At 73.2% G+C, this 25933-nt stretch carries 22 protein-coding genes; 6 read left to right on the forward strand and 16 right to left on the reverse strand.

Going from position 1 to position 25933, the window contains the following annotated elements; genetic code table 11:
* Positions 1-249 precede the first annotated feature (249 nt).
* The 4 genes from AB0F82_RS01100 to AB0F82_RS01115 all read left to right on the forward strand — a co-directional run bounded on the left by AB0F82_RS01100 (position 250) and on the right by AB0F82_RS01115 (position 4194).
* On the forward strand, positions 250-1443 hold the full coding sequence (locus AB0F82_RS01100; RefSeq protein ID WP_362622405.1) for an amidohydrolase: 1194 nt from the start codon (positions 250-252) through the stop codon (positions 1441-1443).
* A 288-nt stretch (positions 1444-1731) separates the two neighbouring features.
* A complete protein-coding gene (locus tag AB0F82_RS01105) occupies positions 1732-2061 on the forward strand; it encodes a plasmid stabilization protein (protein WP_356810946.1) in 330 nt (109 codons plus the stop codon).
* Positions 2062-2159: 98 nt separating this feature from the next.
* Entirely contained in the window at positions 2160-2612 is a 453-nt protein-coding gene (locus AB0F82_RS01110) for an SRPBCC family protein (RefSeq protein WP_356810947.1), read from the forward strand.
* Positions 2605-4194: a phytoene desaturase family protein gene (locus AB0F82_RS01115; protein ID WP_362622409.1), complete on the forward strand. Its 1590-nt coding sequence runs from the start codon at positions 2605-2607 to the stop codon at positions 4192-4194. The genes AB0F82_RS01110 and AB0F82_RS01115 overlap by 8 nt, the downstream gene beginning before the upstream one ends.
* A gap of 410 nt (positions 4195-4604) precedes the next feature.
* Here AB0F82_RS01115 and AB0F82_RS01120 read toward each other — a convergent pair whose 3' ends face one another.
* Positions 4605-4832 (reverse strand): hypothetical protein, encoded by a 228-nt coding sequence (locus AB0F82_RS01120; RefSeq protein WP_362622411.1) that lies wholly within the window; start codon positions 4830-4832, stop codon positions 4605-4607.
* 230 nt (positions 4833-5062) lie between these two features.
* Between AB0F82_RS01120 and AB0F82_RS01125 the strand changes: the two genes are divergently transcribed.
* Positions 5063-6529, forward strand: coding sequence for an aminotransferase class I/II-fold pyridoxal phosphate-dependent enzyme (locus AB0F82_RS01125; protein WP_362622413.1), 1467 nt, complete (start codon positions 5063-5065; stop codon positions 6527-6529).
* Positions 6530-6744: 215 nt separating this feature from the next.
* Here the strand turns inward: AB0F82_RS01125 and AB0F82_RS01130 are convergent, their stop codons facing one another.
* Positions 6745-7770, reverse strand: a complete 1026-nt coding sequence (locus AB0F82_RS01130) for an ATP-dependent DNA ligase (protein WP_362622415.1) — start codon at positions 7768-7770, stop codon at positions 6745-6747.
* A 1246-nt stretch (positions 7771-9016) separates the two neighbouring features.
* On the reverse strand, positions 9017-10036 hold the full coding sequence (locus tag AB0F82_RS01135; RefSeq protein ID WP_362622417.1) for a glycosyltransferase family 9 protein: 1020 nt from the start codon (positions 10034-10036) through the stop codon (positions 9017-9019).
* A gap of 544 nt (positions 10037-10580) precedes the next feature.
* Between AB0F82_RS01135 and AB0F82_RS01140 the strand changes: the two genes are divergently transcribed.
* Positions 10581-11849, forward strand: coding sequence for an MFS transporter (locus tag AB0F82_RS01140; protein ID WP_436842020.1), 1269 nt, complete (start codon positions 10581-10583; stop codon positions 11847-11849).
* 88 nt (positions 11850-11937) lie between these two features.
* Here the strand turns inward: AB0F82_RS01140 and rfaE2 are convergent, their stop codons facing one another.
* The 13 genes from rfaE2 to AB0F82_RS01205 all read right to left on the reverse strand — a co-directional run bounded on the left by rfaE2 (position 11938) and on the right by AB0F82_RS01205 (position 25826).
* Positions 11938-13335 carry a D-glycero-beta-D-manno-heptose 1-phosphate adenylyltransferase gene (gene rfaE2 / locus AB0F82_RS01145; protein ID WP_356810954.1) on the reverse strand — a complete coding sequence of 466 codons (1398 nt, stop codon included), beginning with the start codon at positions 13333-13335 and terminating at the stop codon, positions 11938-11940.
* Positions 13332-14003, reverse strand: coding sequence for a D-sedoheptulose-7-phosphate isomerase (locus tag AB0F82_RS01150; protein WP_362623393.1), 672 nt, complete (start codon positions 14001-14003; stop codon positions 13332-13334). Before AB0F82_RS01150 ends, rfaE2 begins: the two co-directional genes overlap by 4 nt.
* Before the next feature lie 144 nt (positions 14004-14147).
* Complete coding sequence (locus tag AB0F82_RS01155; RefSeq protein WP_362622423.1) at positions 14148-15419, reverse strand: glycosyltransferase; 1272 nt, start codon at positions 15417-15419, stop codon at positions 14148-14150.
* Positions 15416-16378: a glycosyltransferase gene (locus AB0F82_RS01160; RefSeq protein ID WP_362622426.1), complete on the reverse strand. Its 963-nt coding sequence runs from the start codon at positions 16376-16378 to the stop codon at positions 15416-15418. Before AB0F82_RS01160 ends, AB0F82_RS01155 begins: the two co-directional genes overlap by 4 nt.
* On the reverse strand, positions 16375-17454 hold the full coding sequence (locus tag AB0F82_RS01165; protein ID WP_362622429.1) for a glycosyltransferase family 9 protein: 1080 nt from the start codon (positions 17452-17454) through the stop codon (positions 16375-16377). Before AB0F82_RS01165 ends, AB0F82_RS01160 begins: the two co-directional genes overlap by 4 nt.
* Entirely contained in the window at positions 17451-18170 is a 720-nt protein-coding gene (locus tag AB0F82_RS01170) for a D-glycero-alpha-D-manno-heptose-1,7-bisphosphate 7-phosphatase (protein WP_362622432.1), read from the reverse strand. The genes AB0F82_RS01165 and AB0F82_RS01170 overlap by 4 nt, the downstream gene beginning before the upstream one ends.
* Positions 18167-19243, reverse strand: coding sequence for a glycosyltransferase family 2 protein (locus AB0F82_RS01175; protein WP_362622435.1), 1077 nt, complete (start codon positions 19241-19243; stop codon positions 18167-18169). Before AB0F82_RS01175 ends, AB0F82_RS01170 begins: the two co-directional genes overlap by 4 nt.
* A gap of 5 nt (positions 19244-19248) precedes the next feature.
* On the reverse strand, positions 19249-20904 hold the full coding sequence (locus tag AB0F82_RS01180; RefSeq protein WP_362622438.1) for a carbamoyltransferase family protein: 1656 nt from the start codon (positions 20902-20904) through the stop codon (positions 19249-19251).
* Between the two features lie 90 nt (positions 20905-20994).
* A complete protein-coding gene (locus AB0F82_RS01185) occupies positions 20995-21957 on the reverse strand; it encodes an NAD-dependent epimerase/dehydratase family protein (RefSeq protein ID WP_362622441.1) in 963 nt (320 codons plus the stop codon).
* A 180-nt stretch (positions 21958-22137) separates the two neighbouring features.
* A complete protein-coding gene (locus AB0F82_RS01190) occupies positions 22138-23211 on the reverse strand; it encodes a lactonase family protein (protein ID WP_362622444.1) in 1074 nt (357 codons plus the stop codon).
* Positions 23212-23456: 245 nt separating this feature from the next.
* Positions 23457-24266 (reverse strand): SDR family oxidoreductase, encoded by an 810-nt coding sequence (locus AB0F82_RS01195; RefSeq protein WP_362622447.1) that lies wholly within the window; start codon positions 24264-24266, stop codon positions 23457-23459.
* A 14-nt stretch (positions 24267-24280) separates the two neighbouring features.
* On the reverse strand, positions 24281-25027 hold the full coding sequence (locus tag AB0F82_RS01200; RefSeq protein ID WP_356810964.1) for an SDR family oxidoreductase: 747 nt from the start codon (positions 25025-25027) through the stop codon (positions 24281-24283).
* Positions 25028-25481: 454 nt separating this feature from the next.
* Positions 25482-25826: a CBS domain-containing protein gene (locus tag AB0F82_RS01205; protein ID WP_362623395.1), complete on the reverse strand. Its 345-nt coding sequence runs from the start codon at positions 25824-25826 to the stop codon at positions 25482-25484.
* Positions 25827-25933 lie beyond the last annotated feature (107 nt).

The following is a 25933-nucleotide window of genomic DNA, read 5'->3' on the forward strand; positions in this document are numbered from 1 at the left end:
CCGGGTCAGGGCCGCTGCCAGCCCCCGCGCCGCCCCATCACCACCACGGTGCGGTCCCCCGGGGCCGGCTGTGCCTCCGTATGCCCACGTGGCGCCTCCGCCCTTCCGCAGCACTGCCGCCCGCTCCTCCTTCCAGGATGTGCCTGCCGAGCAGTCATCCGCAGACCGTGGGTCCGGCGCCCCTGGCGCAGGCGTGCGTAATCAGCCGCCCGCTGGACAGAAGCGGGCACAAGGCTGCGAGGAGGCGACGTGGGCGATCCATCCGATGACCTGTACGCACGGCTGCGGCGGGAGTGCAGCCGCCGGGCGGACAGTCTGTGGGCAGTCAGCCGCGCCCTGCACGGGGCACCCGAACTCGCCTACGAGGAGCACCGGGCGGCCCGGCTGCTCACGGGCGAACTGCGGCGGGCCGGGTTCGCGGTCGAAGCAGGGACCGCCGGACTCGACACGGCTTTCGTGGCCCGTGCGGGGAGGGGGGCGGGCCGATGCGTGGCGCTGCTGATGGAGTACGACGCGCTGCCGGACCTGGGGCATGCGTGCGGACACAACCTGATCGCCGCGGCCGGGATGGGGGCCGCCCTGGCGTTGCGCAGCGTCTTGGAGGACGTCGAGGGCACGGTGCTCGCCGTGGGGACACCGGCGGAGGAGCGGGGCGGGGGGAAGGTCGCCCTGGCCGACGCCGGCGTGTTCGACGGGGTGGACGCCGCATTGATGTTCCATCCCGGCGTGCACGACTGGTCATGGGCGCCACTCACCGCGCAGACCCAGGTCCGAGTGGGCTTTCACGGCCGGGCGGCGCATCCGACGGGCGATCCCACCCGCGGGATCGACGCCCTGGCCGCCCTCATCCAGCTGTTCAACACCATGGCCGTGGTGAGCAGGCGGTTGCCGTCCGGCTCTCACGTTCAGGGGATCGTGACGGATGGAGGCAGCGCGACCAACATCGTGCCGGCCTTCGCCGAGGGCCTGTTCGGACTGCGCGCGGCCACGAGCGCTTCGCTCGATGTGCTGGTCGCCGACCTCCGCAGCTGCGCGGAAGGTGTGGCGGCCGCGACGGGCACCACGGTCGAGGTGGCCCGCGTGGGCAAGGGCTACGCCCACTTCCGGGACAACGACGTGCTCTCGGACCGGTTCAGCCTGCACATCGCACGCTCGGGCATCCGGCTCACCCAGCCGGTCGGCGGGGTGTTCCTTGGTTCGTCCGACATCGGAGACGTGAGCAGCCGCGTCCCCGCCATCCATCCGTTCGTCGCGATCCTGGGCCAGGACGCCTCGGACCACACTCCCGCGTTCGCGCGGGCCGCAGACTCGCCGCGGGGTCGCGAGGTGATGCTGGCGGCTGCCGAAGCCCTGGCCTGCACGGCGGCCGACGTGCTCACCGACGCCGGGTTCGCCTCCCGGGCCTGGGCCCGCCGGCGGGAGAAGGAGGCGGCAGGCCTCTGATTCCGGGCAGCGGTCGTCCCGTACCGGACGAGAACCTGCTCTCCCCCGCCCCGAGGCGGGACTCTCGCAGGCCCTTTCGGCGGGTCGAGCCCTGCCGGACCGGACCCGGTGGCCCAACGCACCGGCACGTATCCCGTTGGGCGAGCGGGTGCGCCCTGCCCATGTGCGGCAACGGACGCCACGACCGGTCGCGGCCACGAGGACACCCGGTCCGAGTCGGGTGAGATGCGACGTCATCCGGGTACCCGCACCATGACCGTGACACCACCGTCGATGAAGGGTTCCGTCATGCCCCGAGGATCCAGCCCCAAGCGCGAGCGTCAGTACGAACACATCAAGGAGTCGGGTGAGAAGCGCGGTATGTCGGAGGGCCGCGCCGAGGAAATGGCCTCCCGAACGGTGAACAAGGAGCGTGCCCAATCGGGCGAGAGCAAGACCGCGAGCCGCAGCTCCACCCAGGGCAAGTCCGCCTCGCAACGCGGCGGCGAGCAGTCCCGTGGCCGCGGCAGCTCCTCCGAACGCACCAAGGACGACCTGTACGAGGAAGCGAAGAAGCGCGGCATCGAGGGCCGCTCCACGATGACCAAGCAGCAGCTCAAGAACGCCCTCGGCCACTGACCGCGACAGGCACCCCGGGCAGGCCGGCTTCCCTCCCCTGCTCGGGTGCTCGGCGCGCTGCACCCGCCCATACCGCTCTGGCAACAGGAGGAGTCCCCGTGGCCGTACGTCATAAGCTCATCCGGCGTCCCCCTCACAAGGTGTGGGACGTACTCGCCGATCCGACCCTGTACGGGGAATGGGTGGTGGGCCCGTCCGAGTCCACGCCCCTCGACCACACCTGGCCCGCAGTGGGTTCCCAGCTGCGTTACACGGTCCGTATCGGCCCTTGGTCCACCGACGGCACGACGACCGTACGCCACCAGGAGGCCGGCCGGGAGCTGGAGTTGGAAGCGGCGTTCAAAGCCTTCGGCACGGCGAGGATCTTCCTCCAGCTCAGGCCGTGGGGCGAGGAGACCCTCGTGATCTGCGACGAGCACCCCCTGCGCGGCCTGGGCGGCTCCCTGCACAACTCCGTGAGCGAAGCGGCCCTGCAGCTCCGCCACCGGGGCATGCTGGCCCGCCTGGCCAGCGTCGTGGAGCAGCAGCCCGACGAGGTGCTCCGTGCCTGACGCAGTGGTGATCGGTGCCGGGCCGAACGGGCTTGTGGCCGCGAACGTGCTGCTCGACGCAGGGTGGAGCGTGGAGGTCCTGGAGGCGCAGGAGGAGCCCGGAGGAGCGGTACGAAGCGACCGCGGCGTGCACCCCGACTACGTCTCGGACGTCTTCAGCGCCTTCTACCCTCTGGCCGCGGCCTCCCCGGTACTCGCGCGGCTCGATCTCGCCGCCGAGGGCCTGCGCTGGAGCCATGCCCCCTCCGTGCTGGCCCACCCGCTGAGGGACGGCCGGTGTGCGGTGCTGGAACGCCGAGTGCAGGACACCTGCGCCGGCCTGGCCGAGTTCGCGGGCGCCGACGGCGAGGCCTGGGAGGACATGTACCGGACGTGGGCCCGGGTGGGACCTGACCTCGTACAAGCTCTGTTCACGCCCTTCCCACCGGTCCGCTCCGGTCTCCGACTGGCCGCGAGACTTCGCGCCTCCGGCGGGTTGCGGCTGGCCCGCAAGCTGGCCCTGCCGGTGCGCCGGCTGGGTGAGGAGGAGTTCCGGGGCGAAGGCGGTCGGCTCCTGCTGGCCGGCAACGCCCTGCACGCCGACCTGGCGCCGGAGGCGGCGGGCAGCGGTGGTTTCGGCTGGCTGATGTCGATGCTGGGACAGAGCCACGGTTTCCCCGTCCCGGTCGGCGGCTCCGGCGCCCTGACGGCGGCGCTGGTGAGCCGCCTCCGACGCCGCGGAGGAGCCCTGCGCTGCGGGGAGCGCGTCGCGGCCGTCGTCGTACGCGGCGGCACCGCGGTCGGGGTGAGGACCGGGGGTGGAGAGACCGTCGGCGCGCGGCGCGCCGTACTGGCCGACACGTCGGCACAGGCCCTGTACCGGGACCTCGTGGGCGAGGAACACCTCCCGTCCCGCCTCCTGCGGGACCTGGAACACTTCCACTGGGACTTCGCGACCTTCAAGCTCGACTGGGCACTGACCGGCCGGGTGCCGTGGACGGCTCCGCAGGCAGCCGGAGCGGGAACGGTACACGTGGCCGACGGCGTCGACGGCCTGACCCGGTTCGCCGCACAGATCGCCGCGGGACAGGTCCCCGACGAGCCGTTCACCCTCTTCGGCCAGATGACCACCGCGGACCCCACCCGCTCACCTGCCGGGACGGAGTCGGCCTGGGCCTACACCCACCTCCCGCAACACATCACCTCCGACGCCGGCCCCGACCGCATCACCGGCCGCTGGGACGCCCGTGAACAGGAAGCCATGGCCGACCGCATCGAAGCACAGGTGGAACGCATCGCACCCGGCTTCCGCTCACTGATCCGCGCCCGCCGCATCCTGGCCCCCACCACCCTCCAAGCCATGGACGAGAACCTCCACAACGGCGCCATCAACAACGGCACCACCGCCCTCCACCAGCAGGCGATCTTCCGCCCCACCCCGGGTACCGGCAGGCCCGAGACGCCCGTGAAGGGCCTCTACCTGGCCTCCGCGGCCGCCCACCCGGGCGGCGGCGTCCACGGCGCTCCGGGCGCGAACGCCGCCCGGGCCGCCCTGCGACGCCACGGACTCCACGCCCTCCTCCACCGCGCCCAACGCGTTTGACGAGCACGTCGCAAGCGCGCCGGGGGCAGCGGTCGTACCGCCGCGTACGACCCCGCACGCGTGGCGCGTGCCCCTGCGTGGGTGCCTCAGGCCACCCGAGTACGCACGCTCCGTACCTCTGGCAGTCCCTCGCCGCAATTGATCAGCCGCCCTGCGGCAGTATCCGCGGTTCCAGCCGTTTGACGGCGTGATCTCCTCCGCCGCCGGCAGCGCGCTGTGGGCGCTGCGCTGCCCCATCGCCACGCAAAGGGCGAACACGAACGGCTTCGGCCGTCCCGCGGGAACCGATCGCCGCAGACGGGCGTCGAAGAACCGGCTCAGAGCCCGCTCGGCATCCGCGCGGTTCGGCGTCAGGTACGTTCCAGGGTCTCGGGGCGCGATGCTGCCGCGGGCGGCTTGCACGGCTTGGTTCAAAGCTCCAGACCGACCGGTAGAGGTGTGCCACGGGATTCGGCCACCATCGCACGCGCCACTTCGGTTACCGGCAGGCCGGTTCGCGCGGCCACGGCGGACAGGACCTGCTCCGCCGAACAGGCAGGGCCCGGAAGCGTCGCCGTCAACATGCCGACCGCCCACGACCGCGCCGGTTCGGCCAAACGCTCCTGGAGCCGGGAAGAAGGATGAAGCTCGCGCGTCATGGGGATCAGATCCCTTCTGAGATCACCGCGCTGCGGCAGGGTCCCACGAACCCCCTGCCCCAATCGGCGCGGGGCACGCTTGCTCCCGCACCACCGTCGAGGCGAGCTCGACGACGGCCGGGGCCGGCGTCCTGGAGAGCTCACCGTGGTCGTGGCGGTGGCGGCGCCTGCACTGAGGGGGACCCGCAAAATGTCCGTTCTCATGGGCCGCCTCGGGGCAGACGTGCGATATGGATCAATCGAAGGCACCAGTACTCGACGCGTTGGCCGCTTACCACGAAAGCGGCCAGACTCCGTTCACACCCCCGGGGCACAAACAAGGACGCGGCACCGACCCCCGTGTCCTGGCGGTGCTCGGCGAGGCGGTGTTCCGGTCCGATGTCCTCGCCACCAGCGGGCTGGACGACCGTACGTCCTCCCAAGGGATCGTGGAGGAGGCGCAGGCGCTGATGGCCGATGCCGTCGGGGCGGACCACGCCTTCTTCTCCACGTGCGGCAGCTCCCTGTCGGTGAAGTCGGCCATGCTGTCGGTCGCCGGTCCGCACGAGAAGCTGCTGGTGGGACGCGACGCGCACAAGTCCGTCATCTCGGGCCTGATCCTTTCGGGCATCCAGCCCGTCTGGGTCGATCCGCAATGGGACGCAGAGCGGCACCTCGCCCACCCGCCTTCCGCCGAGGCCTTCGAGGCGGCTTTCGCGGAGCACCCCGACGCCCGCGGCGCGCTGGTGACCACGCCCACCCCCTACGGCACCTGCTCCGACCTGTCCGCCATCGCCGAGGTGTGCCACCGCCGGGGCCGCCCCCTGATCGTCGACGAGGCATGGGGCGCCCACCTCCCCTTCCACCCGGACCTGCCGACCTGGGCCATGGACGCCGGCGCAGACGTGTGCGTGACCTCCGTCCACAAGATGGGCTCCGGCCTGGAGCAGAGTTCCGTCTTCCACCTCCAGGGCGACCTGGTGAAGGCCGAGGTCCTCAAGAGCCGGGAAGACCTGCTCGGCACCACCAGCCCCTCGGTCCTCGTGTACGCGGCACTGGACGGATGGCGTCGACAGATGGTCGAGCAGGGCGAGGCCCTCTACGACCACGCGCTCGCCCTCGCACGGAAGTCCCGCGACCGCATTTCCCGTATCGACGGCATGCACGTGCACGGCCACGAGGACTTCTGCGGGCCGGGCCGGGCAGCGGACATGGATCCTCTCCAAGTCATCGTCGACATCAGCGCGTCCGGAGTCACGGGCTACCGTGCGGCCGACTGGCTGCGGGAGAACCACCGCATCAACCTCCATCTCGCCGACCACCGCCGCATCAGTGCCCAGCTCACCCACGCCGACGACGGTGACACGGTCGAAGTGCTGCTGGCGGCCCTGACCGACCTGGCTGCACACACCGCAGAGCTTCGGACGGGACAGCCCGTGGAGGTGCCGTCACCCCCAAGGCTGCGTCTGGAGCAGGGGGCGCTGCCCCGCGACGCCTTCTTCGGCCCTACCGAGCAGGTGCCCTGGGAGAAGGCTGAAGGTCGGATCGCCGCCGAGATGCTGACCCCCTACCCGCCCGGCATTCCCGCGGCCCTGCCCGGCGAACGCCTCACCGCTGACGTCCTGCGCTACCTGCGGACCGGGGTGGAATCCGGCATGGTCGTGCCGGACGCCGTCGACACGGAGGTGAAGAGCATCCGCGTACTCCGCGAAGACTGACCACGGCAACGCGCCGGCTCCGTCGGCTCCCTGCGACCGGCACGGCGTCGCTGGGCGCGCCGGGGCCTCTCGGCAGCTCCGCACGACCGGCATGTGACGTCGCCCGCCTGGTCAATTTACGCTGGACATGGCGGCCGGCGCGCTGAGCGGCCTCCGGCCGCCACCCGTGAGCACCTGCTCCACCTCCCCCTCCGTGCAGGTGCTCACCCCGGCTTTCAGCCGGTGGCCGCGCTCGGCCCGGGGCTGAAGAGCGGCACCTCCTCCGCAGCCACGTCCAGGCGCAGCCGTTTGAAGCGGACCGGGTGCCGGAAGACACCGCCGCCGTCGACGGCCGTGTCGGCGCTGATCTCCGCGACCAGCTCGGGGCGTACCAGGGTCACGTCCAGGAGGTCCCGGCTGCCCCACGCCGATGCGAACCGCCAGCCCTCCCAGGGGTGCCCGGCATCGGCCGCGATCACGTTGCCACCGACGAGGCGCGCCAGCTCGGCACGCAGGGGGGCCGTACGGCCGATAGAGCGGAGGTCGCCGTAGGCGTCGCGGCGGCCCAGAAGGAGGAGCTGGGGCCGGATCATGGTGCCGGTGATCGCGCCGATGATCGCTTCCGTCGTGTCCCGGCGACGGAGTTTGTACCAGTCCCTGTGTCCTGGCAGGTAGGGCTGGTTCATCGCCTTGACCACGATGCCCTCGACGCCGGAGATCTCGGTCCAGGACTCCAGCCACTGCTGGGCCTTGATCAGGTCCGTAGTCATCGGGCACAGCGTCCAGGGGGCCGCAAGCCGGTGGTCGGCGAACAGGGCTTCCAGTCGGAGGCGGCGTTGGCGGTAGGGGTAGCCGGTCAACTCGCTTCCGTCCTGTTGCAGGATGTCGAACGCGATGAAGAACCCGGGCAGCGATGCGGCGAGAGCGCGCGTGCTGCGGCGGCCGCGGGCAGCGGTGCGGCGCTGCAGACCCTCAAAGGACAGCCGGCCTGCCTGCGGGTCCCATACGACGAGTTCCCCGTCCAGGACCAGGCCGTCGGGCAGCTTGTCCGCCGCGGCGACGAGGTCGGGGAACCGGTCCTGGATCAGCGGCCCGCGCCGGGTCTGGAGCAGAAAGGCTCCGCCCGGCCCGGCGGGGGTGAACAGCACGGCCCGGTAGCCGTCGAATTTCTGTTCGAAGGCCAGCTCGCCAAGCACACCGGGGCCCGGCACCGACTCCACGGCCTGCGCCAGCATCGGCTCCACCGGCGGTCGCAACGTCACTCCGGATTCACGCCCTTCGCGCTTGCGTCCCGGATGAGGACAGCGCTTTCACTGCCGTACGTCATCAGCCGCGCTCCTTCCACGAGCACCGGCCGGCTCGGAGGGCGCAGTGCCGGGCGCCCGTCGGAAGGGCACGGGCCGGGCGTGCCCCGACCGGGCCCTGTCGGCCACGAAAGGCGCCTGCCCGAAGCAGCCGGAGCTACGCCGGCGGGGCGGTGCGCGCCCCGCGCCGTGGCAAGCCCCGGCCGCGCAGCGCGGGGCGAGAAGGTGCCGGATCCGTTTTTTCGCACGTGCTCTGCGTGCACTCGGCCACCGCGACGGAGGAGGATCCGCATCGCGACCAGGCGCTATGACCCGCCGGCTCGCAATCCGCGGCGTTCGGCCGAGGAATCACCAGGGTCAGCCTTGCATCCCGGTCGGTGTGGCGGCTCCGGGCCGGCCTCGGGCAGCAGACCGAGCATGTCCAGGAGCAGCCCCAGATCTGTGGGGTCGACAGCGCGGGCAGCAACAGCGCGGCGCGCCGCCGCGCGGTCCGGGGTCCCGGAACAGGCCAGGAGAGCCGGCGCGTCACATCCGAAGGGATCTTTCACCCGCCGATCCCACCACGCCCGCTCGTCGGCTGCAGCCGAAACTGCTCCAGGTGCGCAGGCCTGCTTCCTGAGCCGGCTGCAGCCATCGATCCGTGGAGGAGCGAAGCCCGCCGCGCTCGCGATCTCGACTGGGCCCGCAGGATTGTCCGGGCCCGAATGGGTAGGAGCAGCACAAATCGACAGTTCGGCCGCCCGGCTGCCCAGGCGGCCGAAGAGAGCGGGTATGTCATGGCGAAGCAGAACGAACCAAGCCAAGGCGAAGCAAGCAGGCACACCGGTCCCCAGCATGGTTGGGCGCCGGACGTAGACGCGACGCGACAGCAGGAGAACCCGAGCGCCAAGCGGTCTTTCCACGCGGAAGAGCATGCGCCCGCTCCCGGTCCCGGCCGCGAGGTGTCCCAGGAAGAGGAGAAGGGCTCTGGCATCGATGTAGGAAAGAGCGAAGGCCGCAGGGGAGAGCGGCAGGCCAAGGGTGCCAAGAGCTCCAAGGGCATGCACGACTTGGGGCCCCAGGGCGCCTCCCGCCGTCCCAGTGGCACACGGGACGCATCGGCGGTCACCGGAGTCGATCCCCAAGACCCGCCCGGCGAGCGGAACCCCAGCTGATCTCACGCCGTTCGACGCGCCGGCGCGGCGGAACACCACGGTACCGGCGATCAAGGGCGGTGGCCGAGCACCGCCTCGACCACTTGGCCCACGGTGATGCGCAGGAGCCGGGCATCGGGCGCAGACGCGTGTGCGTCGCCGGGCCGCAAGGGGTCCTCTCCCGCACGGGGGCACCACAGCACCCGGTGCTTGGCGTGAGGGGGCGGGCCCCACAGGGAGGGGGCCACAGGGCCGAAGAGGACGACGGACGGTGTACCCAGGGCCGTCGCGAGGTGCGCCAGGCCCGTGTCGCCGACCAGGACGCAGCGCGCACCGGCGACCAGTGCGCAGAGCTCCTGGAAGGGCACGTCACAGGAGCCGCCGACCACCGCGCCCGGTGGCAGTCCGCCATCCCTGGCCACCCGCCGTGCCAGCACCCCCTCGCCCGCGCCCGCTGTGACGACCACGTCCGCGCCCGCTCGGCGCAGGGCGCGTACGACCGCTGCGAACCGTTCGGGGGGCCACCGGCGAGAACCGGCGTCGGCGCCGGGGTGGACGACGACGGCACCCGGGGCGGGCGAGGCGCACGGAGGGGCGGCGATCGAGAGGTCCGCGGGGTCGGCTTCGATGCCGTACCAGCGCAGCAGGCGGCACCAGCGCTCCCGCTCGTGCTCGTCCTCGCGCCACTCGGGTCCGAGGACGTCCGGGGTTTGCGCGTGCCGGTAGGCGAGGAGCCGACGCGGCCGCAGCTGCTGGAGGAGGCGATGGCTGGGCGGCCCGTTTCCGTGCAGGTCCACAGCCAGCTCCGGCGGCGGTCCCTCCCAGCTCAGTTCGGTGGGCACGCCGCGGCCCGGCGCGGTCGTGGGCAGGACACGGTCCACCAGGCCCGTGGCCACGGCGACGCCGGCGAGCCGACCGGGTGCGGCGAGGACGATGTCGCAATCCGGCATGCTCCTGCGCAGCGCACGCAGGCAGGGCACCACCGTCAGCAGGTCGCCGAGGCCCAAGGCCCGCAGGACCAGTACCCGGGCACGGCTGGGGGCGAACGCGTGCTCCGTCGGAGCGGGGCCTGCCGGCGTGTGCAGACTCATGAGGTCCTTCCGAAGCTCACAAGGGGCGGACGGCCGCTGATCCGACCGCTGTCGCCGGTCGGGATCCACACCTGAGCGGTACTCTCGCCCGGGTGCTGCCGAGCCGCTCCGGCCGGGGAGATCCCGCGTCGCGCGGCTGCTGCACTCCACTGTCCCGAGGACGGTCCTCCGGGGCACGCCGGGCTAGGCCGCCAGGTGTTCGGACGGCTCCGGACGGCCGCTGTGAGCAAACACACCGGCTGTCGCTCAGGCCTTGGCAGGCCAGGGTCCGGGGCCTTCCGGAGGGACCGTCGGGTGCCCCGGGTCACCAAGGCGGGCGGCGGGTTCTGCCACCATGGTCCGCGGGCCAGTTCCTCCCCCTTCTGCTGCCGGGCGTCGCCGTGCGCGTCGGGCGGCGCGGAGCGCCCGTTCCCCTCCGCCTCCTGCGCTTCGCGCTCCACCCTGGGTCCCGTCTGTGTCTGCCTCTGTCTCCGCGTCCTCCTCCGCCCCCACTCCCGACCGCTCCGTCGACCGCTCTCCGTGGCGGTCCCTCCGCTACCGCAGCATGCGCTGGTGGGCCGTCGCGAACTTCGTGTCCAACGCGGGCACCTGGATGCAGCTGACGGTGCAGAACCTTCTGGTCCTCCAGATCACGGGATCGGCCGCCGCCACCGGCCTGTCCGTGTCCATCCAGATGGCGCCCGGCCTGCTCCTCGGCCTGGCGGGCGGCGCGGCCGTCGACCGCTTGCCCCGCAAGCTGACCGCCGCCGTCGCGCAGGCCCTGCTCGGTGCGGTGGCGCTGGTGACGGCCCTGCTGGTCGCGCTGGACGGGCTCGACCTACCGGTGCTGCTGGCGCTGGCCGCGGTGACCGGCCTGATCGCCACCGTCGACGGCCCTGCGTGCGCGTTGCTCGGCAACGATCTCGTCCACGCCCCGGACGTCCCGTCGGCCATCGGGGTGGGCTCGCTCGTCCACAGCGCCGGACGCCTCGCGGGCGCGGCGCTCGCCGGCGTGGCCGTCGGCCTGCTGGGCACGGCGGCGGCCTATGCGGCCAACGGCCTGTCGTTCCTGTTCGTGGCCTGCGTGATCCCGTTCCTCAAGGCGGCCCGCCCCCGAGAGGCAACGCGGGCGGTGGTACCCGCACCCGCTGGGCGGCCGGCGCCCGAAGCGGCCGCGGCGCGGGGCATGAGCGCCCGGGAGGGGCTCGCCTTCTTCATGCGGCGCCCGCGACTGGTCGCCCTCGCCGCCCTGAACGGGATCAGTGCGCTGTTCGGCCGCAACTACTCGCTCACCCTGGTGGTCCTGGTCACCGGGCCCCTCGCCGGTGACGCGGGTTCCTTCAGCAAGGTCTCCACCGTGCTGGCCGTCGGCGGGATCGTCGGAGCGGTCCTCGGCGCCCGCCTGCGCAGGCCGAGCGTCCGCATGGTGGCCGTCCTGACCCTGGCGGGGGCCCTCCTGCAGATCCTCGCCGGCCTGGCCCCCTCCCTCCTGGTGCTCCTGGTCCTCGTCCTGCCCATGGCGATCTCGGAATCCGTCGGGGACACCGCCCAGTCCACGGTGCTCCAGACCGATCCGCCCGCCCACATGAGGGGCCGTGTGCTCGGCGCCTGGTCCAGCATCCGCACCGTGTGGGGCCTGGCGGCGCCGCCGATGCTGGGAGTGTTCATGGAGCTGGCCGGGGTACGGGTCACGCTGATCGTGGGCGGACTGGCCATCGCCACGTTCGTCGTCGCGGGTTACCTGCTGAAGGGGCGCAAGCCCCGCAGCGGAGCGCTCATCCCGGTGCCCGAGGCTGTCGTGCCCGTCCGGGCGCGGCTGAGTACCGCCGCCTGATCACTGCGAGTCCGACACGCGGACCCGTCCGCGACGCAGCGTGTGCCGACCCGGCCCCCGGCCCGACCCGGCCCCCGGCCCGGCCCGCTCAGGGGGCGGATCGGGCACCGGAGGCGGCCCGCGCAGCGCGATCGGCGATGCCGGTCGTGGAGCGGCCGTCGAGGTAGGGCAGGACGACGGCCTGGCCGCCCCAGGCCCGCAGCGCCCGCGCCTCCGGAAGATCGTCGGCCGAGTAGTCGCCGCCCTTGACCCAGACGTCCGGCCGCAACCGGTCCAGCAGGGTCTCGGGCGTGTCCTCCTCGAAGGCCACGACGGCGTCGACACTGCCGAGCGCCGCCAGTACCCGTACGCGGTCCTCCAGCGGGTTCAGCGGGCGGCCCGGCCCCTTGAGCCGCCGCAGCGAGGCATCCGAGTTCACGCAGACGATCAGGCAGTCGCCGATCCGCCGCGCACTGTCCAGCAGGCCGACGTGCCCGGCGTGGAGCAGGTCGAAGCAGCCGCCCGTGGCGACCACCGTTCCGCCCCGAGCCCGTACGCTCGCGGCCGTCGCGAAGGCGTCGCCGCCCGTCGGCCGGGCGAAGCCGGTGGCGCGGGACGTCTGCCACAGGGCGGGGTCGCAGGCGCCGCCCGCCGCTACGAAGGCCGCGGCCGCGGCCACCGCCAGCTGTACCGCCTCCTCCGGCAGGCCCCCGTCCGCGAGTGCGCAGGCCGCCACGGCCGCGAAGCAGTCGCCCGCTCCGCACGGATCGCCCACGGCTCGGTACGGGGACGGTACGAGCATCGGCGCCTCGGACAGGGGACGGGTCAGCAGGACCCCCCTCTCGCCGAGTGTGACGGCCACCGCAGCGGCACCCCAGCGCTCCGCCAGCTCCGCGCCGCGCCGGGCGTGCGCTGCCAAGGAGTCCCCCTCATCGGGACACAGCGCGGTCGCCTCCGCCGCGTTCGGTGTCACCAGGCGGGCTCCGGGCACCGGTGGTCCGCCCCGCGGGTGTGGGTCCCACACCAGGGGGACGCGGCGCGCGCTGTCGGTCAGCAGGGGCCGCAGCGCCTGCGCGGTGCCCCTGCCGTAGTCCGCGACCAGAACGGCGTGCGCATCGGCCAAGGCCCGTCCTACGGCAGCATTCGGAGGGCCGACCCGGCCACCGCCCCGGTCGATCCGGACCAGGGGGCGGCCGTCGGCCAGTATCCGTGTCTTGACCGGCAGGGAGCCTTCCAGCGGGAGCTCCACCAGCCGGACCCGGCCGTCCAGCACCTCCCGCACCCGGTTGCTGGCACGGTCCTCCCCCAGTGCCGTGACGAGGACGACTTCGCGGCCGGAACGGGCGGCCAGCACGGCGGCCAGTCCTGCGCCTCCGGGCCGTGAGAGGTCGTCCGTGACGTCGACGACGGGCGCCGGGGCGTCCGGAGCGAGACGGGACGCTGCACCCCGGATGTCGCGGTCCAGCAGGACGTCGCCGACCACGACCAGCGGTTCGCGGCCGGTCACCGGGTCCTCCTGACGGCGGCGACGGCGCGTCGAGGTGCCGTGCTGACGGCGGCGGCGGTGGCGGAGGAGGAGGCGGTGGCGGAGGAGGAGGCAAGGGCCGAGTCGAAGGACTCGCACAGCAGGTGCACGGCCACCAGGTGGGCCTCCTGCACGGTCGCCGCCGAGGCAGCGTCGATGCACAGCGCCTGATCGGCGGCCTCCGCCAGCGGGTTGGGGGCGGCTCCGGTCAGGGCCCAGACCTCCACGCCCGCCGCGCGGGCCGTCCTCGCGGCCGACAGCAGGTTGCCGCTGCGGCCCGACGTCGACAGCAGGACCAGGACGTCACCGTCCCGGCCGTGCGCCGCGACCTGCCGGGCGAAGACCTGCTCGAATCCGTAGTCATTGCCGATCGCCGTGACACTGGACGTCTCGGCGTGCAGGGCGATGGCCGAGTACGCCGGCCGCTCCTCCCGGTAGCGGCCGACCAGCTCAGCGGTCAAGTGCTGCGCCTGGGCAGCGCTGCCGCCGTTGCCGGCCGCGAGGAGGCGGCCTCCGGCGGGAAGCACCGCGGCGAGCCGGTGACCCCAGTGGGCGAGCTGGTCCAGACCGTGGACGCGCAGACGTCTCAGCGCGTCCTCCAGTGCCTGGCAGTGCTGTTGGGCTCCTGTGCTTGCGGGAGATCGGCTCATGGCGTCGGGGCGGCCGCTCGGGAGAGCGGTCCGCACCCCACCTCCTTCAGGCAATCGGTACTGCGCGGAGAACGGTCCGGTCGTGACCGACCGGAGAGGTTCGTCGGACGGAGCCGGGACGGACGGAGGAGCGGCAGAGGTGGCTCACGTCGTCGTCCCGGCGACCACGAGCCGCCCGGCGAGCACCGAGCGGTAGGACCGTTCCGTCGCGGCGGCGACCTGGGACCAGCCGTAACGGCTCAGGACGCGCAGCCGTCCGGCCTCGCCGTACGCCCGGCGCACTGTGTCGTCGGCCAGCAGCTCGGCAGTGGCCGCCGCGAGCGCCAGGACGTCCCGGGGCGGCACGAGACGTCCGGTCTCCCGGTCGGCGACGGTGTCCTGCTGGCCGCCGACGGCGCTGGCCACGACCGGCCGGCCGCAGGCCATGGCCTCCAGCGGCACGATGCCGAACGGCTCGTAGTCCGCCGGGCACAGCACGACGTCGGCACTGCGCAGCAGGGCCGGCACGGCGTCGCAGGGCACCGCGCCGACGAAGCGCACGCGGTCGAGGACTCCCGCCCCCCGGGCGAGGGCGCGCAGCCGCCGCACTTCGGGATCGCGGTCGAGACCGCCGGGTGGTGGGCCGCCCGCGATCAGGAGCTCCGCCTCCGGCAGGTGGGCGAGAGCGGCGATGGACAGGGCCGCCCCCTTGCGGGGGACGAGCCGGCCGAGCTGGAGCAGCCGGTGGCGATGGGCGGTTCCGCGCTCGGCGACGGGTCCGTCGGGGCGGAACCTCTCGGTGTCCACACCGCACGGAACGACATCGGCCTTGTCCTCCGGGACGCCCATCCTGGCGAGTTCGGTGACCTCGTCGCGGCACGTCGCCACGACCCGGTCGCAGCCGAACGCGACCTCCCGCTCGCAGCCGATGCGTGAGGGCGGACTGGTGTCGTCGGCACCCTGGTGCCGCCGCTTGACGGTTCCCAGCGCGTGAAAGGTGTGCAGCATCGGCAGGCCCAGTTCCTGCGCCGCCGCCAGCGAGGCGAGCCCGGACATCCAGAAGTGCGAATGGACCAGGTCGGGAGGACCGGACTCCCGCCAGTGCTGCATCAGGTAGTACGCGAACTCCCTCATGTGCGGCAGCAGTTCGTCCTTGGGCAAAGGATCGGCCGGTCCGGCCGGCACGTGGTGGACCGTCACACCCGCCCGCAAACGGCTGCTTTCCGGCAGGTCCCGGGAATCGCGCCGCGTGTACACCGTGACCCGGTGGCCTCGGTCGGCCAGTGCCCCCGCCAGGCAGGCAACGTGCACGTTCTGCCCGCCCGCGTCGACACCGCCGAGTGTCGCGAGGGGGCTCGCGTGCTCGGAGACCAGGGCCAACGACAGGGGCCGGAGCCGGTTGGGCGACCGTATCGAACGGGCGGTGGGGGGTGTCATGACCGTACCTCCGTCATCACGCGCTCCCAGTCGGCCAGGAAGCGTTTGAGGCCGTACCGTTCGAGCGCGGCCTGCCGGGCGCGCGCGCCGTCCTCGGCAGCCGCCTGGGGTTCGTTGACGTAGTGGACGACCGCGCGGGCCAGCACTTCCGGCCGGGTGGACAGGACGCCGGTCCCGGGCAGGACGGCCTCCACGGCCTCCGTGGTGGCCAGCGCCACGACGGGCATGCCCAGGTGCATGGCTTCGAGCAGCGACAGTCCCAGTGAGGTCCAGCGCACGGGGTGCAGGTACAGCCGGCGCTCCGCCATCGCCGTGTGCAGGTCGCCCTGGGGGAGCTCGTAGGCCCGGCACCGCCCCGCGGACAGCCCCAGGTGCTCGGCGATGCCGTGGGTGCCCATGCCGAAGACGTCCAGCGGCGCCGCCCGGGCCAGCTCGGGCAGGAGGTCCGTTCCGGTGTGGCGCCCCCGCCTGATCGGTTCGTTCGTCACCACGGCCGCACGGGGGAGGGAGCCGGTGTAGAGGTGCCCGGGGTCGACGATGCCGTGTTCGATGACCTCGGCGCGGGTGCCGCCGTTGTCCCAGAACAGCCGGTTGAAATGGGTGACGTGGACCAGTGTCAGGTCCTCGCGGTCGGCGCAGGGGTGCCGGGTGCGGGGTACGTCGCCGTCCGGTGCGTTGTGCTCCAGGTACACGGCGGGAACGTCGCGTCCGGGGCGGCGGCCCAGCCAGCGCTCGGCCAGCTCCATCTCGTGGGGCCGCTGGAGCACCACGAGGTCCACCGGAGCATCGGCCAGTTCGGCCGGCGTGACCTCCCGCACCGAATCGGGCCAGCTGAAGGTGCGGGCGCGGCCCAGCCCGTCGGGCCCGCGGTCCGGGGTGACCGGTACGAGGTAGGTGTGCGGTCCCTGGACGAACGCGGTCGTCCAGGAACCGTGCACGTGCCACAGCAGGATGTTCATACGGTCACTTCTCCATCGGTCTCGCTCGGCTCGTGCGGTCGCGGTCCACGGCCGCCCGGCGGGGCGTCCGGGAGGAGGCCGGCGACAGCCGCCAGCACCTCGTCGTCATCCACCGAGTCCAGACAGGGGTGCCCCTCGACGGGGCAGACCCGCGCCCGGCTGCCCGCGCACGAAGCCCGCTGGTCGCCGAGCAGCACGTGCGGCACCCGGTACGGCCGCCACCGGCCCGCCGGCACCACGGGTGCGAACAGGCACACCACGGGTGTGCCCACGGCGGCGGCCAGATGGGTCGGACCCGTGTTGCCCGCCACCACGACCTGCGCGGCGGCCAGGACACCGGCCAGCTCGTGCAGGTCGCCGGTGACGCCGCCCAGGTCGAGTCCGTGGCGGCCGGCCACCTCCGCGGTCAGCCCCTTCTCCGCAGGGCTGCCGGTGACCACCACCCGGTGCCCCGCCTCGTGCAGCGCGGCCGCGGCACGCGTCGCCCTGGCCGGGCTCCAGGCGCGGGCGGCCACCGCGGCTCCCGGATGCAGCACCACGTACGGTTCGGGACCCGTCAGCCGCGTCGTGTCGGGCGGGACGGACACACGCAGGGCGCCGTCGTCGCCGTCGGGCAGCGCGAAACCGAAGTCGCGCACCAGGTCGAGCGCTGCGTCCGCCTCGTGCCGGTCCGGCAGCCGGTGGTGGCGCAGCGCGAGCAGGGACCCCGGGTACTCCTCGCAATCGGCCGCGACCTGCCCCACTCCCGCGAGCGCGAGCAGCAGGGCCGCCGGCAGCGGGGACTGGTGGTGGGACACCAGGATCACGCCACGGTCGAAACGGCCGGCTGCCAGTGCGTCGACCAGCAGACCGCACTCCTCGCGCGAGGTCCGGCCCGGCTCGAGCCCCACCCACGGGGCCTCGTACACCAGCACCTGGTCCACTCCGGGCAACAGCCGCGCCGCGGCGACACCCTGCGGCCCGCAGAGCAGCGTGGTGTGGGACGAGCCGGCCGCCACCGCGCGCACGGCGGGACCGGCCAGCAGCACGTCCCCGGCGCTGTCGAGGCGTACGACGAGACTGCGCGGGGCGCTCATCCGCCACCGCCGACAGCGCGCGGGCGCTCCCGCAGGAGTACGCGCGCCGGCACCTCGTCCGTGCCGCGGCCGGCTCCGGAGCCGGCCGGGGACGAGATCAGCCGGACGGCGGTGAGCAGATCGCACGCCGTCTCGCCGGCGGCCGCGACCTCTGCGGGGCGGGTCACGGGCGTGGGCACCAGCACCCCGCGCGCCCCCGCGGCGGAGGCGGCCCGCACGTCGGAGCCGATGTCGCCGACGACCACGGTGCGTTCGGGGGCCGCGCCCAGCCGCTCACACGCGGCAAGGATCAGGCCCGGTGCGGGTTTGCGGCAGCCACAGCCGTCCGCAGGGCCGTGGGGGCACACGGCCCACACGTCGAACGGACCGAACAGTTCGTCCACGCGTCGGCGAACCGCCATCACCTGCTCCTGCGTCAGCAGCCCGCGGGCGACGCCCGACTGGTTGCTGACGACACCGACCCGGACCCCCAGCTCGCGCAGCGCGGTCACCGCGGCCCGCGCCGTCGGCATGGGAGAGACCCGGTCGGGGTCGCCGTTGTACGGGACGTCGACGACGAGCGTGCCGTCACGGTCGAAGAGGACCGCTTCCGGAAGCCGGCCGGCCTTGCCGGGCCGGCGCGGGATACGGGCCGCGCCGGGGCGGTCCCACAGCCAGGGAACGGCTCCGGCCGGGGCCCCACCGACGGTGGTGCCTCCGACGGGCCGGTTCCTCATGACCACACCTGCTGGCGGGGAGCCTCCTGCGGAGCCGCCGAGCGGCTCACGGGGGGCGCCGCCGGGTCCGCTCGGTGGACACGGCGGTGCACGACCGTCCCGCGCAGCCAGTGCCAGACCGCCACAGCGGGGATGACCGCGCTCGTGACCGCCATGGTGACGACCTCGGACGGGGTGCGCGGTCCGGGTGCGATCCGGGCGGCGGCGAACTCGGCGGTGCCCGCCACCCAGCCGGCCGCGCACCACGCGGCGGCGCCCCTCCTGCCTGCCACCGCACAGCCCACGGCCGCGGCGGCGGCCGCGGTCACGGCGACATGGCGCGGCAGCCGCCCCCGAGGGGCCGCTGCCCGCCCCCACCAGTCGTGCCCGTGCAGTCGGCCCATCAGTACGTCGTCGGCGTTGCCGGCCTGCAGCCGGACCGAGATCCAGCGATCTGCGGGGCGGACCGGGTGAGTGGTACGGCGACTGCCGGGGCTCAGGACCCAGCCGCCTTCGATCAGGCGCAGGGCCAGCTCGGCATCCTCGCGGAAGGCGCGGCCGAAACGCTCGTCGAAGCCGCCTGCGGCGTCCAACGCCTCCCGGCGGAAGGCCATGTCGGCGGTGATCCAGCGGGCGGTGGCCAGACCCGCGGTGTTGCGTTCCCAGTCCGTGGGGCGGCGGCCGGACGGAAGGGGAACGTCGATGCGGGCCGTAACGGCTGCGGTGTCACGGGAAGCGGAGACCAGATCGTTCGCCAGGTCCTCGCCCCACCCCTGTCCCGGCACCACGTCGTCGTCGAGGAAGACGATCCAGGGCACCGGACCCGCCGCCCGCATTCCCGTGTTGCGGGCGGCCGCGGGGCCGCGGGCCCGGCCGGCCACGACGGTGGTGATCGGGCGGAGCACCGGGGGGACGTCCAGGGGCGGCGGAGTTCCGTCGGGACCGGGACGGTCGTGTACGAGAACGATCCGCACCGGGCCGCGCCCGGAGGCCGTCGCGGCCGCCACGGCGTCCAGGCAGGCCCGGAGGCTGGGCCGGCCGAGGGTGGGCACCACGATCGCGTACGGAGGCAGGGGCACGGAGGACTGCAGCATGGCGGTCAACCTTCCTCGGCGGTACGGAAGATGCCGTCCCGGCGCACGGCGTAGGGCCCGATGGCCAGCAGGTCCACCGGTGACGAGCCGAAGCACTCCAGGGCGTCCCGGGGGTCGTCGACCATCGGCCGGCCGGCGGTGTTCAGGCTGGTGTTGACGACGACGGGCAGTCCGGTGCACCGTTCGAACTCGGTGAGCATGCGTGCCACCAGCGGCTCGCGCTCCGGATCCACGGTCTGGATGCGGGCCGTGCCGTCGACGTGGACCACCGCGGGGATGCGCTCGCGCCAATCGGCGGCCACGTCGTGCACGAACAGCATGTACGGACTGGGCAGCGGTCCGTCGAAGATCTCGGACGCCCGCTCGGCGATCACCATCGGGGCCACGGGGCGGAACTGTTCACGGCCCTTGACGTCGTTGAGGCGCTCCAGGTTCCCCGCGTGCCCGGGATGGGCCAGCAGCGAGCGGTGTCCCAGGGCCCGCGGCCCGAACTCCGAACGGCCTTGGAACCAGGCCACGATGGCGTTGTCGGCGAGCGACTCCGCGACGGTGACCGCGATGTCCTGGGGCCTCTCGAAGGGGACTCCCGCCGTCTTGAGCCAGGCACCGAGTTCCGCGTCCGACCAGTCGCGGCCCAGATCCGCGCCGGCCATGGGCTCGGGGGCGTCCCCCGCTCCGGCGGCGAGGAGCAGGGCGGAACCGAGCGCCGTTCCCGCGTCTCCGGCGGCGGGCTGCACCCACACGCGGGAGAACGGGCCCTCGCGCACGATGCGGGAGTTGGCCACGCAGTTCAGCGCGACGCCCCCGGCGAGGGTGAGCACGTGGTCGTGGGTGCGGCCGTGGAGCCAGCGGACCAGGTCGAGCAGCGTCTCTTCCAGGACGGCCTGGGCACTCGCGGCGAGATCGGCGTGGGCTCCGGTCCACGGCTCGTCCGCGCCGCGGGGTGGGCAGAACTCGCCCCAAGGGACGCCGGTGGCGTGGAAGCCGCCGTCGCCCGTGGGGTACACGTAGCGGCGGAGCTCGGCGAGCATCCGCGGGCTTCCGTGGGAGGCGAGTGCCATCACCTTGAACTCGTCGGAGGACCTCAAGAAGCCCAGGTGCTCGGTGAGTTCCTCGTAGACGAGTCCGAGCGAGTGCGGGAGGTCCTGCGCGTACAGCGGCTCCAGCCTGTCGCCCAGGCGGCGGGCCGCCAGGTGCGAGGCGCGTTCACCGCGTCCGTCCAGGACCAGGACGGAACTGCGGTCCGCGCCGTCGGCCGCGAACGCGCCGGACGCGGCATGTGCCATGTGGTGCGGAACGAAGCGCACGAGGCCGGGGTCGAGGCCGGGCAGGGCGGTGGCCAGGAAACCCGGGGCCTCGCGCGCGTACGTCTGGCGGAGGTGGTCCCACGGGTCGTCCAGACCCATGGCGTCGGCCGGCCGCGCCAGAGCGGGGTCGTAGGAGTACGCCACGGCATCGAGGTCCTGCGGACGCAGACCGGCACGCTTCAGGCACCAGGCCGCGGCCTGTTCGGGCAGTTCCCAGGCGGAGAAGGGCACCGGCCGCTTGCCGTGCTTGCGACGGGAGAACCGCTCCTCCTCGGCGGCGGCGACCGTACGGCCGTCTACGACGAGTGCGGCGGACGGGTCGTGGAAGAGCGCGTTGATTCCGAGAATGCGCATCGCGGAAGAGACCTTTCGGGTGGGGGTGCCGGGCGGGGCCGCGCAGAGGAGGCACAGCAGCCGGCGAACGTACGAGGGAGCCCGAAGGGATCAGTCGTCGCAATGCGCGCGGTACCAGGCGATGGTGCGGCGCAGCCCGTCCTCTGCCGCCACTCGCGGCTCCCACTGGAGCTTGTCCCGCGCCAGTGTGATGTCCGGGCAGCGCACGGTCGGATCGTCGGTGGGCCGCTCGATGAAGGTGATCTCCGAGGAGGAACCGGTCAGTTCGACGATCCAGCGGGCCAGCTCGAGCATGGTGAGCTCGTCGGGGTTGCCGAGGTTCACGGGCCCCCGCATCCCGTGGTCGGCGGCCGCGAGGATGCCGGCGACGGTGTCCTCGACGTAGCACAGCGAACGGGTCTGCAGGCCGTCACCCGTGACGGTCAGCGGGGTGCCCGCGAGCGCCTGGCGGATGAAGGTGGGCACGGCGCGCCCGTCGTAGCCCCGCATGCGCGGGCCATAGGTGTTGAACAGCCGCACGATGCACGCGTCCGTGCCCAGGGCCGAGGCGTGGGCGCTGGTCAACGCCTCGCCGAAGCGTTTGGCCTCGTCGTAGACGCTGCGCGGGCCGACGGGGTTGACGTGCCCCCAGTACCGCTCGTTCTGGGGGTGCTCCTGCGGATCCCCGTAGACCTCGGACGTGGAGGCGAGGACGAAGCGGGACCCGCTGCGATGTGCCAGCTCCAGGGCGTTGCGCGTGCCGAGGCTCCCTGCCTCCAACGTGTGGAGCGGCAGCCGGAGGTAGTCGGAGGGGGAAGCCGGGGAGGCCAGGTGCAGAACGAGGTCCGGGTCCCTCCGTACGCTGAAGGGTCGCGAGACGTTCGTCTCCTGCAGGGTGAACCCGGGATGGTCGACCAGTTCCGAGATGTTCTCGGGCCGCCCGGTGCTGAAGTCGTCGACGCAGGTGACGGCGGTCCCCGCTGCCAGCAGGGCTGAGCACAGGTGGGAGCCGACGAAGCCCGCACCGCCGGTGACTACGGCGTGCTCCCATCGCGGCGCGTGCGATGAGCCCATGGTGATCTCCTCGTCCGTCAGGGGCACAGCGGGACGCAGGAACCGGGAGCAGCGAGAGCCGGGCCCGCTCGTACCGCGATGAACCCCGCAGATACGCCCCTCAGCCTGCTGGAGCCGGGGTGGACCGGCACGTGGGAGCGGGCAACCGGGTGACAGCGGCCGTGTTCAGGGCGGCCGTGTTCAGGCGAGGACGGCGCAGGCGGCGGCCGGGACGTCGAGCCTGCCCGCCAGGTGGAGCCGCCCGCTGTCGGGATCGGTTTCGAACCAGGTGACGTCACCGGACCACTCGTTGGACACGTACAGATGGCGCGCCGACGGGCCGGCCGCCAGATGCCGCGGCCAGTGACCTCCGCAGTTCGCGACATCCGTGATCCGCGGCTTCTCGGGGCCGTCGGACAGCGACAGGGTGGTGATGAGGTTGCTGCCCCGGATCGCCGCCCAGACGCAGCGGCCGTCTCCCGGGACGAGCACCACCGACGGGTACTCCCTGGCGTCCGCCGCGTCGTCGCCCGAGCCCAGCGCGACCTCCCCGGTCGGGTACAGGCTCCCGGAGCCGGCGTCCCACCGGCATACGGTCACCTGCGGTTCCAGCTCGTGGACCACGTACGCCACGTCCCCGCGAGGGTGGAAGACCACTTCCCGGGGACCGCTTCCGGGCCGCAGCGGCGTCTCGGTACGTACGCGGAGGGGCCCGCCGGCCGGATCGGGCGCGCACACGCGCACCGAGTCGGTGCCGAGGTCCACGCTGAGCACCCAGCGGCCGCTCGGATCGGGCGTCACGCAGTGGGCGTGCGGGCCGGCCTGTCGTTCGGGGTCGGGCCCGCGGCCGCGGTGGCCGAGGACGGCGGCGGGGCCCTCCAGCCCGCCGTCGCGCGAGACCGGGAGACTGCTCACGCTGCCCGAATCGTAGTTGGCGATGAGCAGCCGGTCCCCGACGACGCTCATGTGTGCGGGACCCAGGCCGTCGACGGGGACGGGCCGTCCGAGCGGGGCGAGACCGTCGGCGGTGATCCGGTATGCGGCCGCCAGCCCGTGATCGGTTCCGCCGGCGGAGTAGAGCACCTGCCGGTCGACGGACAGGGCCAGGCACGAGGCGTCCGCGGGGCCGGGACCGTCGGCAACGCTCAGCACGGTGAGCGCCCCCGTGACGGGGTCCACGGCCGCCGTGGTGATCCCGCGGCCTCCGCCGGAGGCGAACGAACCGATGTACGCGCGCTGTCCGACGCCCTGGTACGTGCTTCCCGCGCCGCCCACCGGGTGGTCCTCCCGCCGTCAGTCCGCTGCTACCGGGCGAAGCTAGCAGCCGGCTGCCACGAACTCGCGCCGACCGGGCCGGTGTGGGGCAGCAGGTCAGCCGCCGGGCCGTATCTGCCAGCGGCTGAGCCTCCACGACCGAGTCGGTCGCCGGTTCGGCGGGCACGCCGCCGCCGGCCCGCACGGCGCGCCGTGCTCCCGCGCCTGCCTCAGTGCGTCGTCGGGGCGCCGGGTGGGGGCGGCCCTCAGGGCCGGCGCCACCGGTCGTGGTCCATGTGCGACCCGGCCATGGGTCCCATCCGCAGCATGCCGCCGTCCACTGTCCAGGAGGCGCCGGTGACGTAGGAAGCTGAGGCTCCCGCCAGGAAGGCGATGACGGCGGCGACCTCGTGGGCGTCGCCCGGCCGGCCGGCGGGAATGCCCGGCCGGGGTTCGGTACGCACGTCCTCGTCCTCCTGGCCGGTCATGGGGGTCGCGATCTCTCCGGGAGCCACGGCATTCACGGTGATTCCGTGTTCGGCGAGTTCGAGTGCCATCACCTGCGTGAGGAGTCCCAGTCCGCCCTTGGCGGCGCAGTAGGGGCCGGCGCCGACGCGCGGCTGGTGTTCGTGGACGGAGGTGACGTTGACGATCCGGCCGCCTGTGCCCTGCCTGATCATGTGTCGGGCCGCCCGCTGACCGCACAACAGCGGGCCCACGAGGTCGACGTCGAGGACCTGGCGAACAGTGGCCAGGTCCAGGCTCAGGAAAGGGATGGCGGTTCCGGTGCCCGCGTTGTTCACGAGCACGTCGATGCGCCCGAGTCCCTCGGCGAGCCGGTCGATGACGTCGGCGGCGGCGGGAAGGTCGGTGAGGTCGAGCCGGGCGAGCACGGCGCGCCGGCCGCGCGCCCGAACTTCGTGCGCCGTGCGCTCGGCTCCCTCTTCGTCCTCGTGCCAGGTGATGCCGACGTCCAGTCCGGCCGTGGCCAGATGCACGGCGACGGCGCGGCCGATTCCGGAGTCGGAGCCGGTGACCACCGCCGTGGTGGGGGAAAAGCTCAAAGGGCTGATCATGGCCGCGCCTCCCGTCAGGGCCAGGAGGGTTCACGACGGGGCACCACGACCAGTTCCCCGACCACGCTCCCGGCGGGCACGGACAGCGCGTACATGACCGTGTCGGCGACGATCTCCGGACTCTGGAGCAGCGCGGTGTCGGCTTCCGGGAACCGGTCCATGATGAAGGCGGTCTCCATTCCGCCGGCGATGATCCCGGTGACACCGATCCCGGTGCAGTCCCGCTGCGCCTCCTTGAACAGGGTGTGGGTGAACGCCCGCAGCCCGGACTTGCTCGCCGCGTAGGGGCCCGCTTCCGTCCAGGTCCGGTTGGCGGCGGTGGAGAGGATGTTGACGATGTGGCCCCCGCCCGCGGCCACCATGCGCCGGTACGTCTGCAGGCACAGGTACATCGGGCCGAGCAGGTTGGTGGTCACCACGTGCTTGACTTCCTCCGCGGTCAGGTGCTCGACGGACTTCGACACGTCGACGGCCGCATTGTTGACGAGGACGTCCACCCGACCGCCGTCGGCCTCGACGTCCCCGAGGACGGCCGCCACCGCGTCGGGGTCACACACGTCCATCTCGACGAAGCGGGCACGGCCGCCCGCCACGACGAGGTCCGCGCAGAGCTCCTGAGCGAGGTCCTTGCGTACGTCGGCGACCAGGACGGAGGCGCCGGCTGCTGCGAGCCGCCGCGCGATGGCGGCGCCCAGACCCCGGGCCCCGCCGGTGACCAAAGCCTGCTTGCCCGTCAGGTCGACCTGTGCGGCGCTGTTCATGCTGTGCCTTGCCTTCCCTCGGTTCCGGCGGGCCGGCGCCGCCCCGGGAGGGGAGGGGGCCGGCGCCGTCGCGTCTTGTGGGACTCACTCTGCGCAGGGGCCGGGCACCGGGCGCGCGGGGTTAGGCCACCAGGCGGCGCCGGCGTTCCTTTCCGGGTACCCGGCCGCGTCCATGGGGCGGGCAGGGACTGGACTGCTGGGTCATGACGCCGGTCGGCCGCCCCGCTCGTACTCGCCCCGACCGGCGAACGGTTCTCGTACGGGTCCGGCGAGTGATCCGGCCGCGATACGCCGGTCCGGGTGCCGTAGTCGCCGGCCGGCCCGCTGTCCGCTGGGCGGCGAGCCGGTCGCCCGGGCCGTCACCAGGTCCACCGTCACCCGGGCCACTGCCGCCATCAGCTCCGCTGCGGGGCTGCACGCGCTGGGGCCGGCGTGTCGTCCGCGGCAGCGTTCCTCAGCTGGAGATGGCTTCGAGGAGATCTCCGACCTGGGGATCGGGCAGGGCACGGGCCACATCAGCCTGGGCGACGATGCCGACCAAGTCGTGACCATCGATCACTGGCAGCCGCCGTACGTGGTGCTCGGACATGGCGCGGAGGATCTCGGAGGCGTCGTCGTCGGCGTCCCGGTCGGTGAGCATGCCCTTGAGCTTGTGGTCGGTACCGCAGATCGGCAGCGCACCGATGTCGAGGCGTGCCATCTTCTGCGCCGCCTCCAGCACGGTGGATTCGGCATCGATGCATTCGGGTTCCGGCAGACTCTCGCCGGGCCCCAGCCCCTTATTCCCCCACCTACGCATGGACAGCCGCTGGTGCATCGGCACCGTGCCTCGTGCCGTACCGCCAGGTGCGAAGCTGTCGCGCAGGGCCGGTGCGGCGAGCCTCGTCCGCACCGAGCGGGCGCACG

Origin of the sequence: Streptomyces virginiae (assembly GCF_040638905.1) — a bacterium.
GTDB classification, from domain to species: Bacteria; Actinomycetota; Actinomycetes; order Streptomycetales; family Streptomycetaceae; genus Streptomyces; species Streptomyces virginiae_B.

What these genes read in the sequence shown, in the direction of transcription:
- AB0F82_RS01105 (WP_356810946.1), top strand. Translation starts at nt 1,732, where the DNA reads ATGCCCCGAGGATCCAGCCCCAAGCGCGAGCGTCAGTACGAACACATC.
- AB0F82_RS01120 (WP_362622411.1), bottom strand. Translation starts at nt 4,832, where the DNA reads ATGACGCGCGAGCTTCATCCTTCTTCCCGGCTCCAGGAGCGTTTGGCC.
- AB0F82_RS01125 (WP_362622413.1), top strand. Translation starts at nt 5,063, where the DNA reads ATGGATCAATCGAAGGCACCAGTACTCGACGCGTTGGCCGCTTACCAC.
- AB0F82_RS01135 (WP_362622417.1), bottom strand. Translation starts at nt 10,036, where the DNA reads ATGAGTCTGCACACGCCGGCAGGCCCCGCTCCGACGGAGCACGCGTTC.
- AB0F82_RS01140 (WP_436842020.1), top strand. Translation starts at nt 10,581, where the DNA reads ATGCGCTGGTGGGCCGTCGCGAACTTCGTGTCCAACGCGGGCACCTGG.
- AB0F82_RS01150 (WP_362623393.1), bottom strand. Translation starts at nt 14,003, where the DNA reads ATGAGCCGATCTCCCGCAAGCACAGGAGCCCAACAGCACTGCCAGGCA.
- AB0F82_RS01155 (WP_362622423.1), bottom strand. Translation starts at nt 15,419, where the DNA reads ATGACACCCCCCACCGCCCGTTCGATACGGTCGCCCAACCGGCTCCGG.
- AB0F82_RS01160 (WP_362622426.1), bottom strand. Translation starts at nt 16,378, where the DNA reads ATGAACATCCTGCTGTGGCACGTGCACGGTTCCTGGACGACCGCGTTC.
- AB0F82_RS01165 (WP_362622429.1), bottom strand. Translation starts at nt 17,454, where the DNA reads ATGAGCGCCCCGCGCAGTCTCGTCGTACGCCTCGACAGCGCCGGGGAC.
- AB0F82_RS01170 (WP_362622432.1), bottom strand. Translation starts at nt 18,170, where the DNA reads ATGAGGAACCGGCCCGTCGGAGGCACCACCGTCGGTGGGGCCCCGGCC.
- AB0F82_RS01175 (WP_362622435.1), bottom strand. Translation starts at nt 19,243, where the DNA reads ATGCTGCAGTCCTCCGTGCCCCTGCCTCCGTACGCGATCGTGGTGCCC.
- AB0F82_RS01180 (WP_362622438.1), bottom strand. Translation starts at nt 20,904, where the DNA reads ATGCGCATTCTCGGAATCAACGCGCTCTTCCACGACCCGTCCGCCGCA.
- AB0F82_RS01185 (WP_362622441.1), bottom strand. Translation starts at nt 21,957, where the DNA reads ATGGGCTCATCGCACGCGCCGCGATGGGAGCACGCCGTAGTCACCGGC.
- AB0F82_RS01195 (WP_362622447.1), bottom strand. Translation starts at nt 24,266, where the DNA reads ATGATCAGCCCTTTGAGCTTTTCCCCCACCACGGCGGTGGTCACCGGC.
- AB0F82_RS01200 (WP_356810964.1), bottom strand. Translation starts at nt 25,027, where the DNA reads ATGAACAGCGCCGCACAGGTCGACCTGACGGGCAAGCAGGCTTTGGTC.
- AB0F82_RS01205 (WP_362623395.1), bottom strand. Translation starts at nt 25,826, where the DNA reads ATGCGTAGGTGGGGGAATAAGGGGCTGGGGCCCGGCGAGAGTCTGCCG.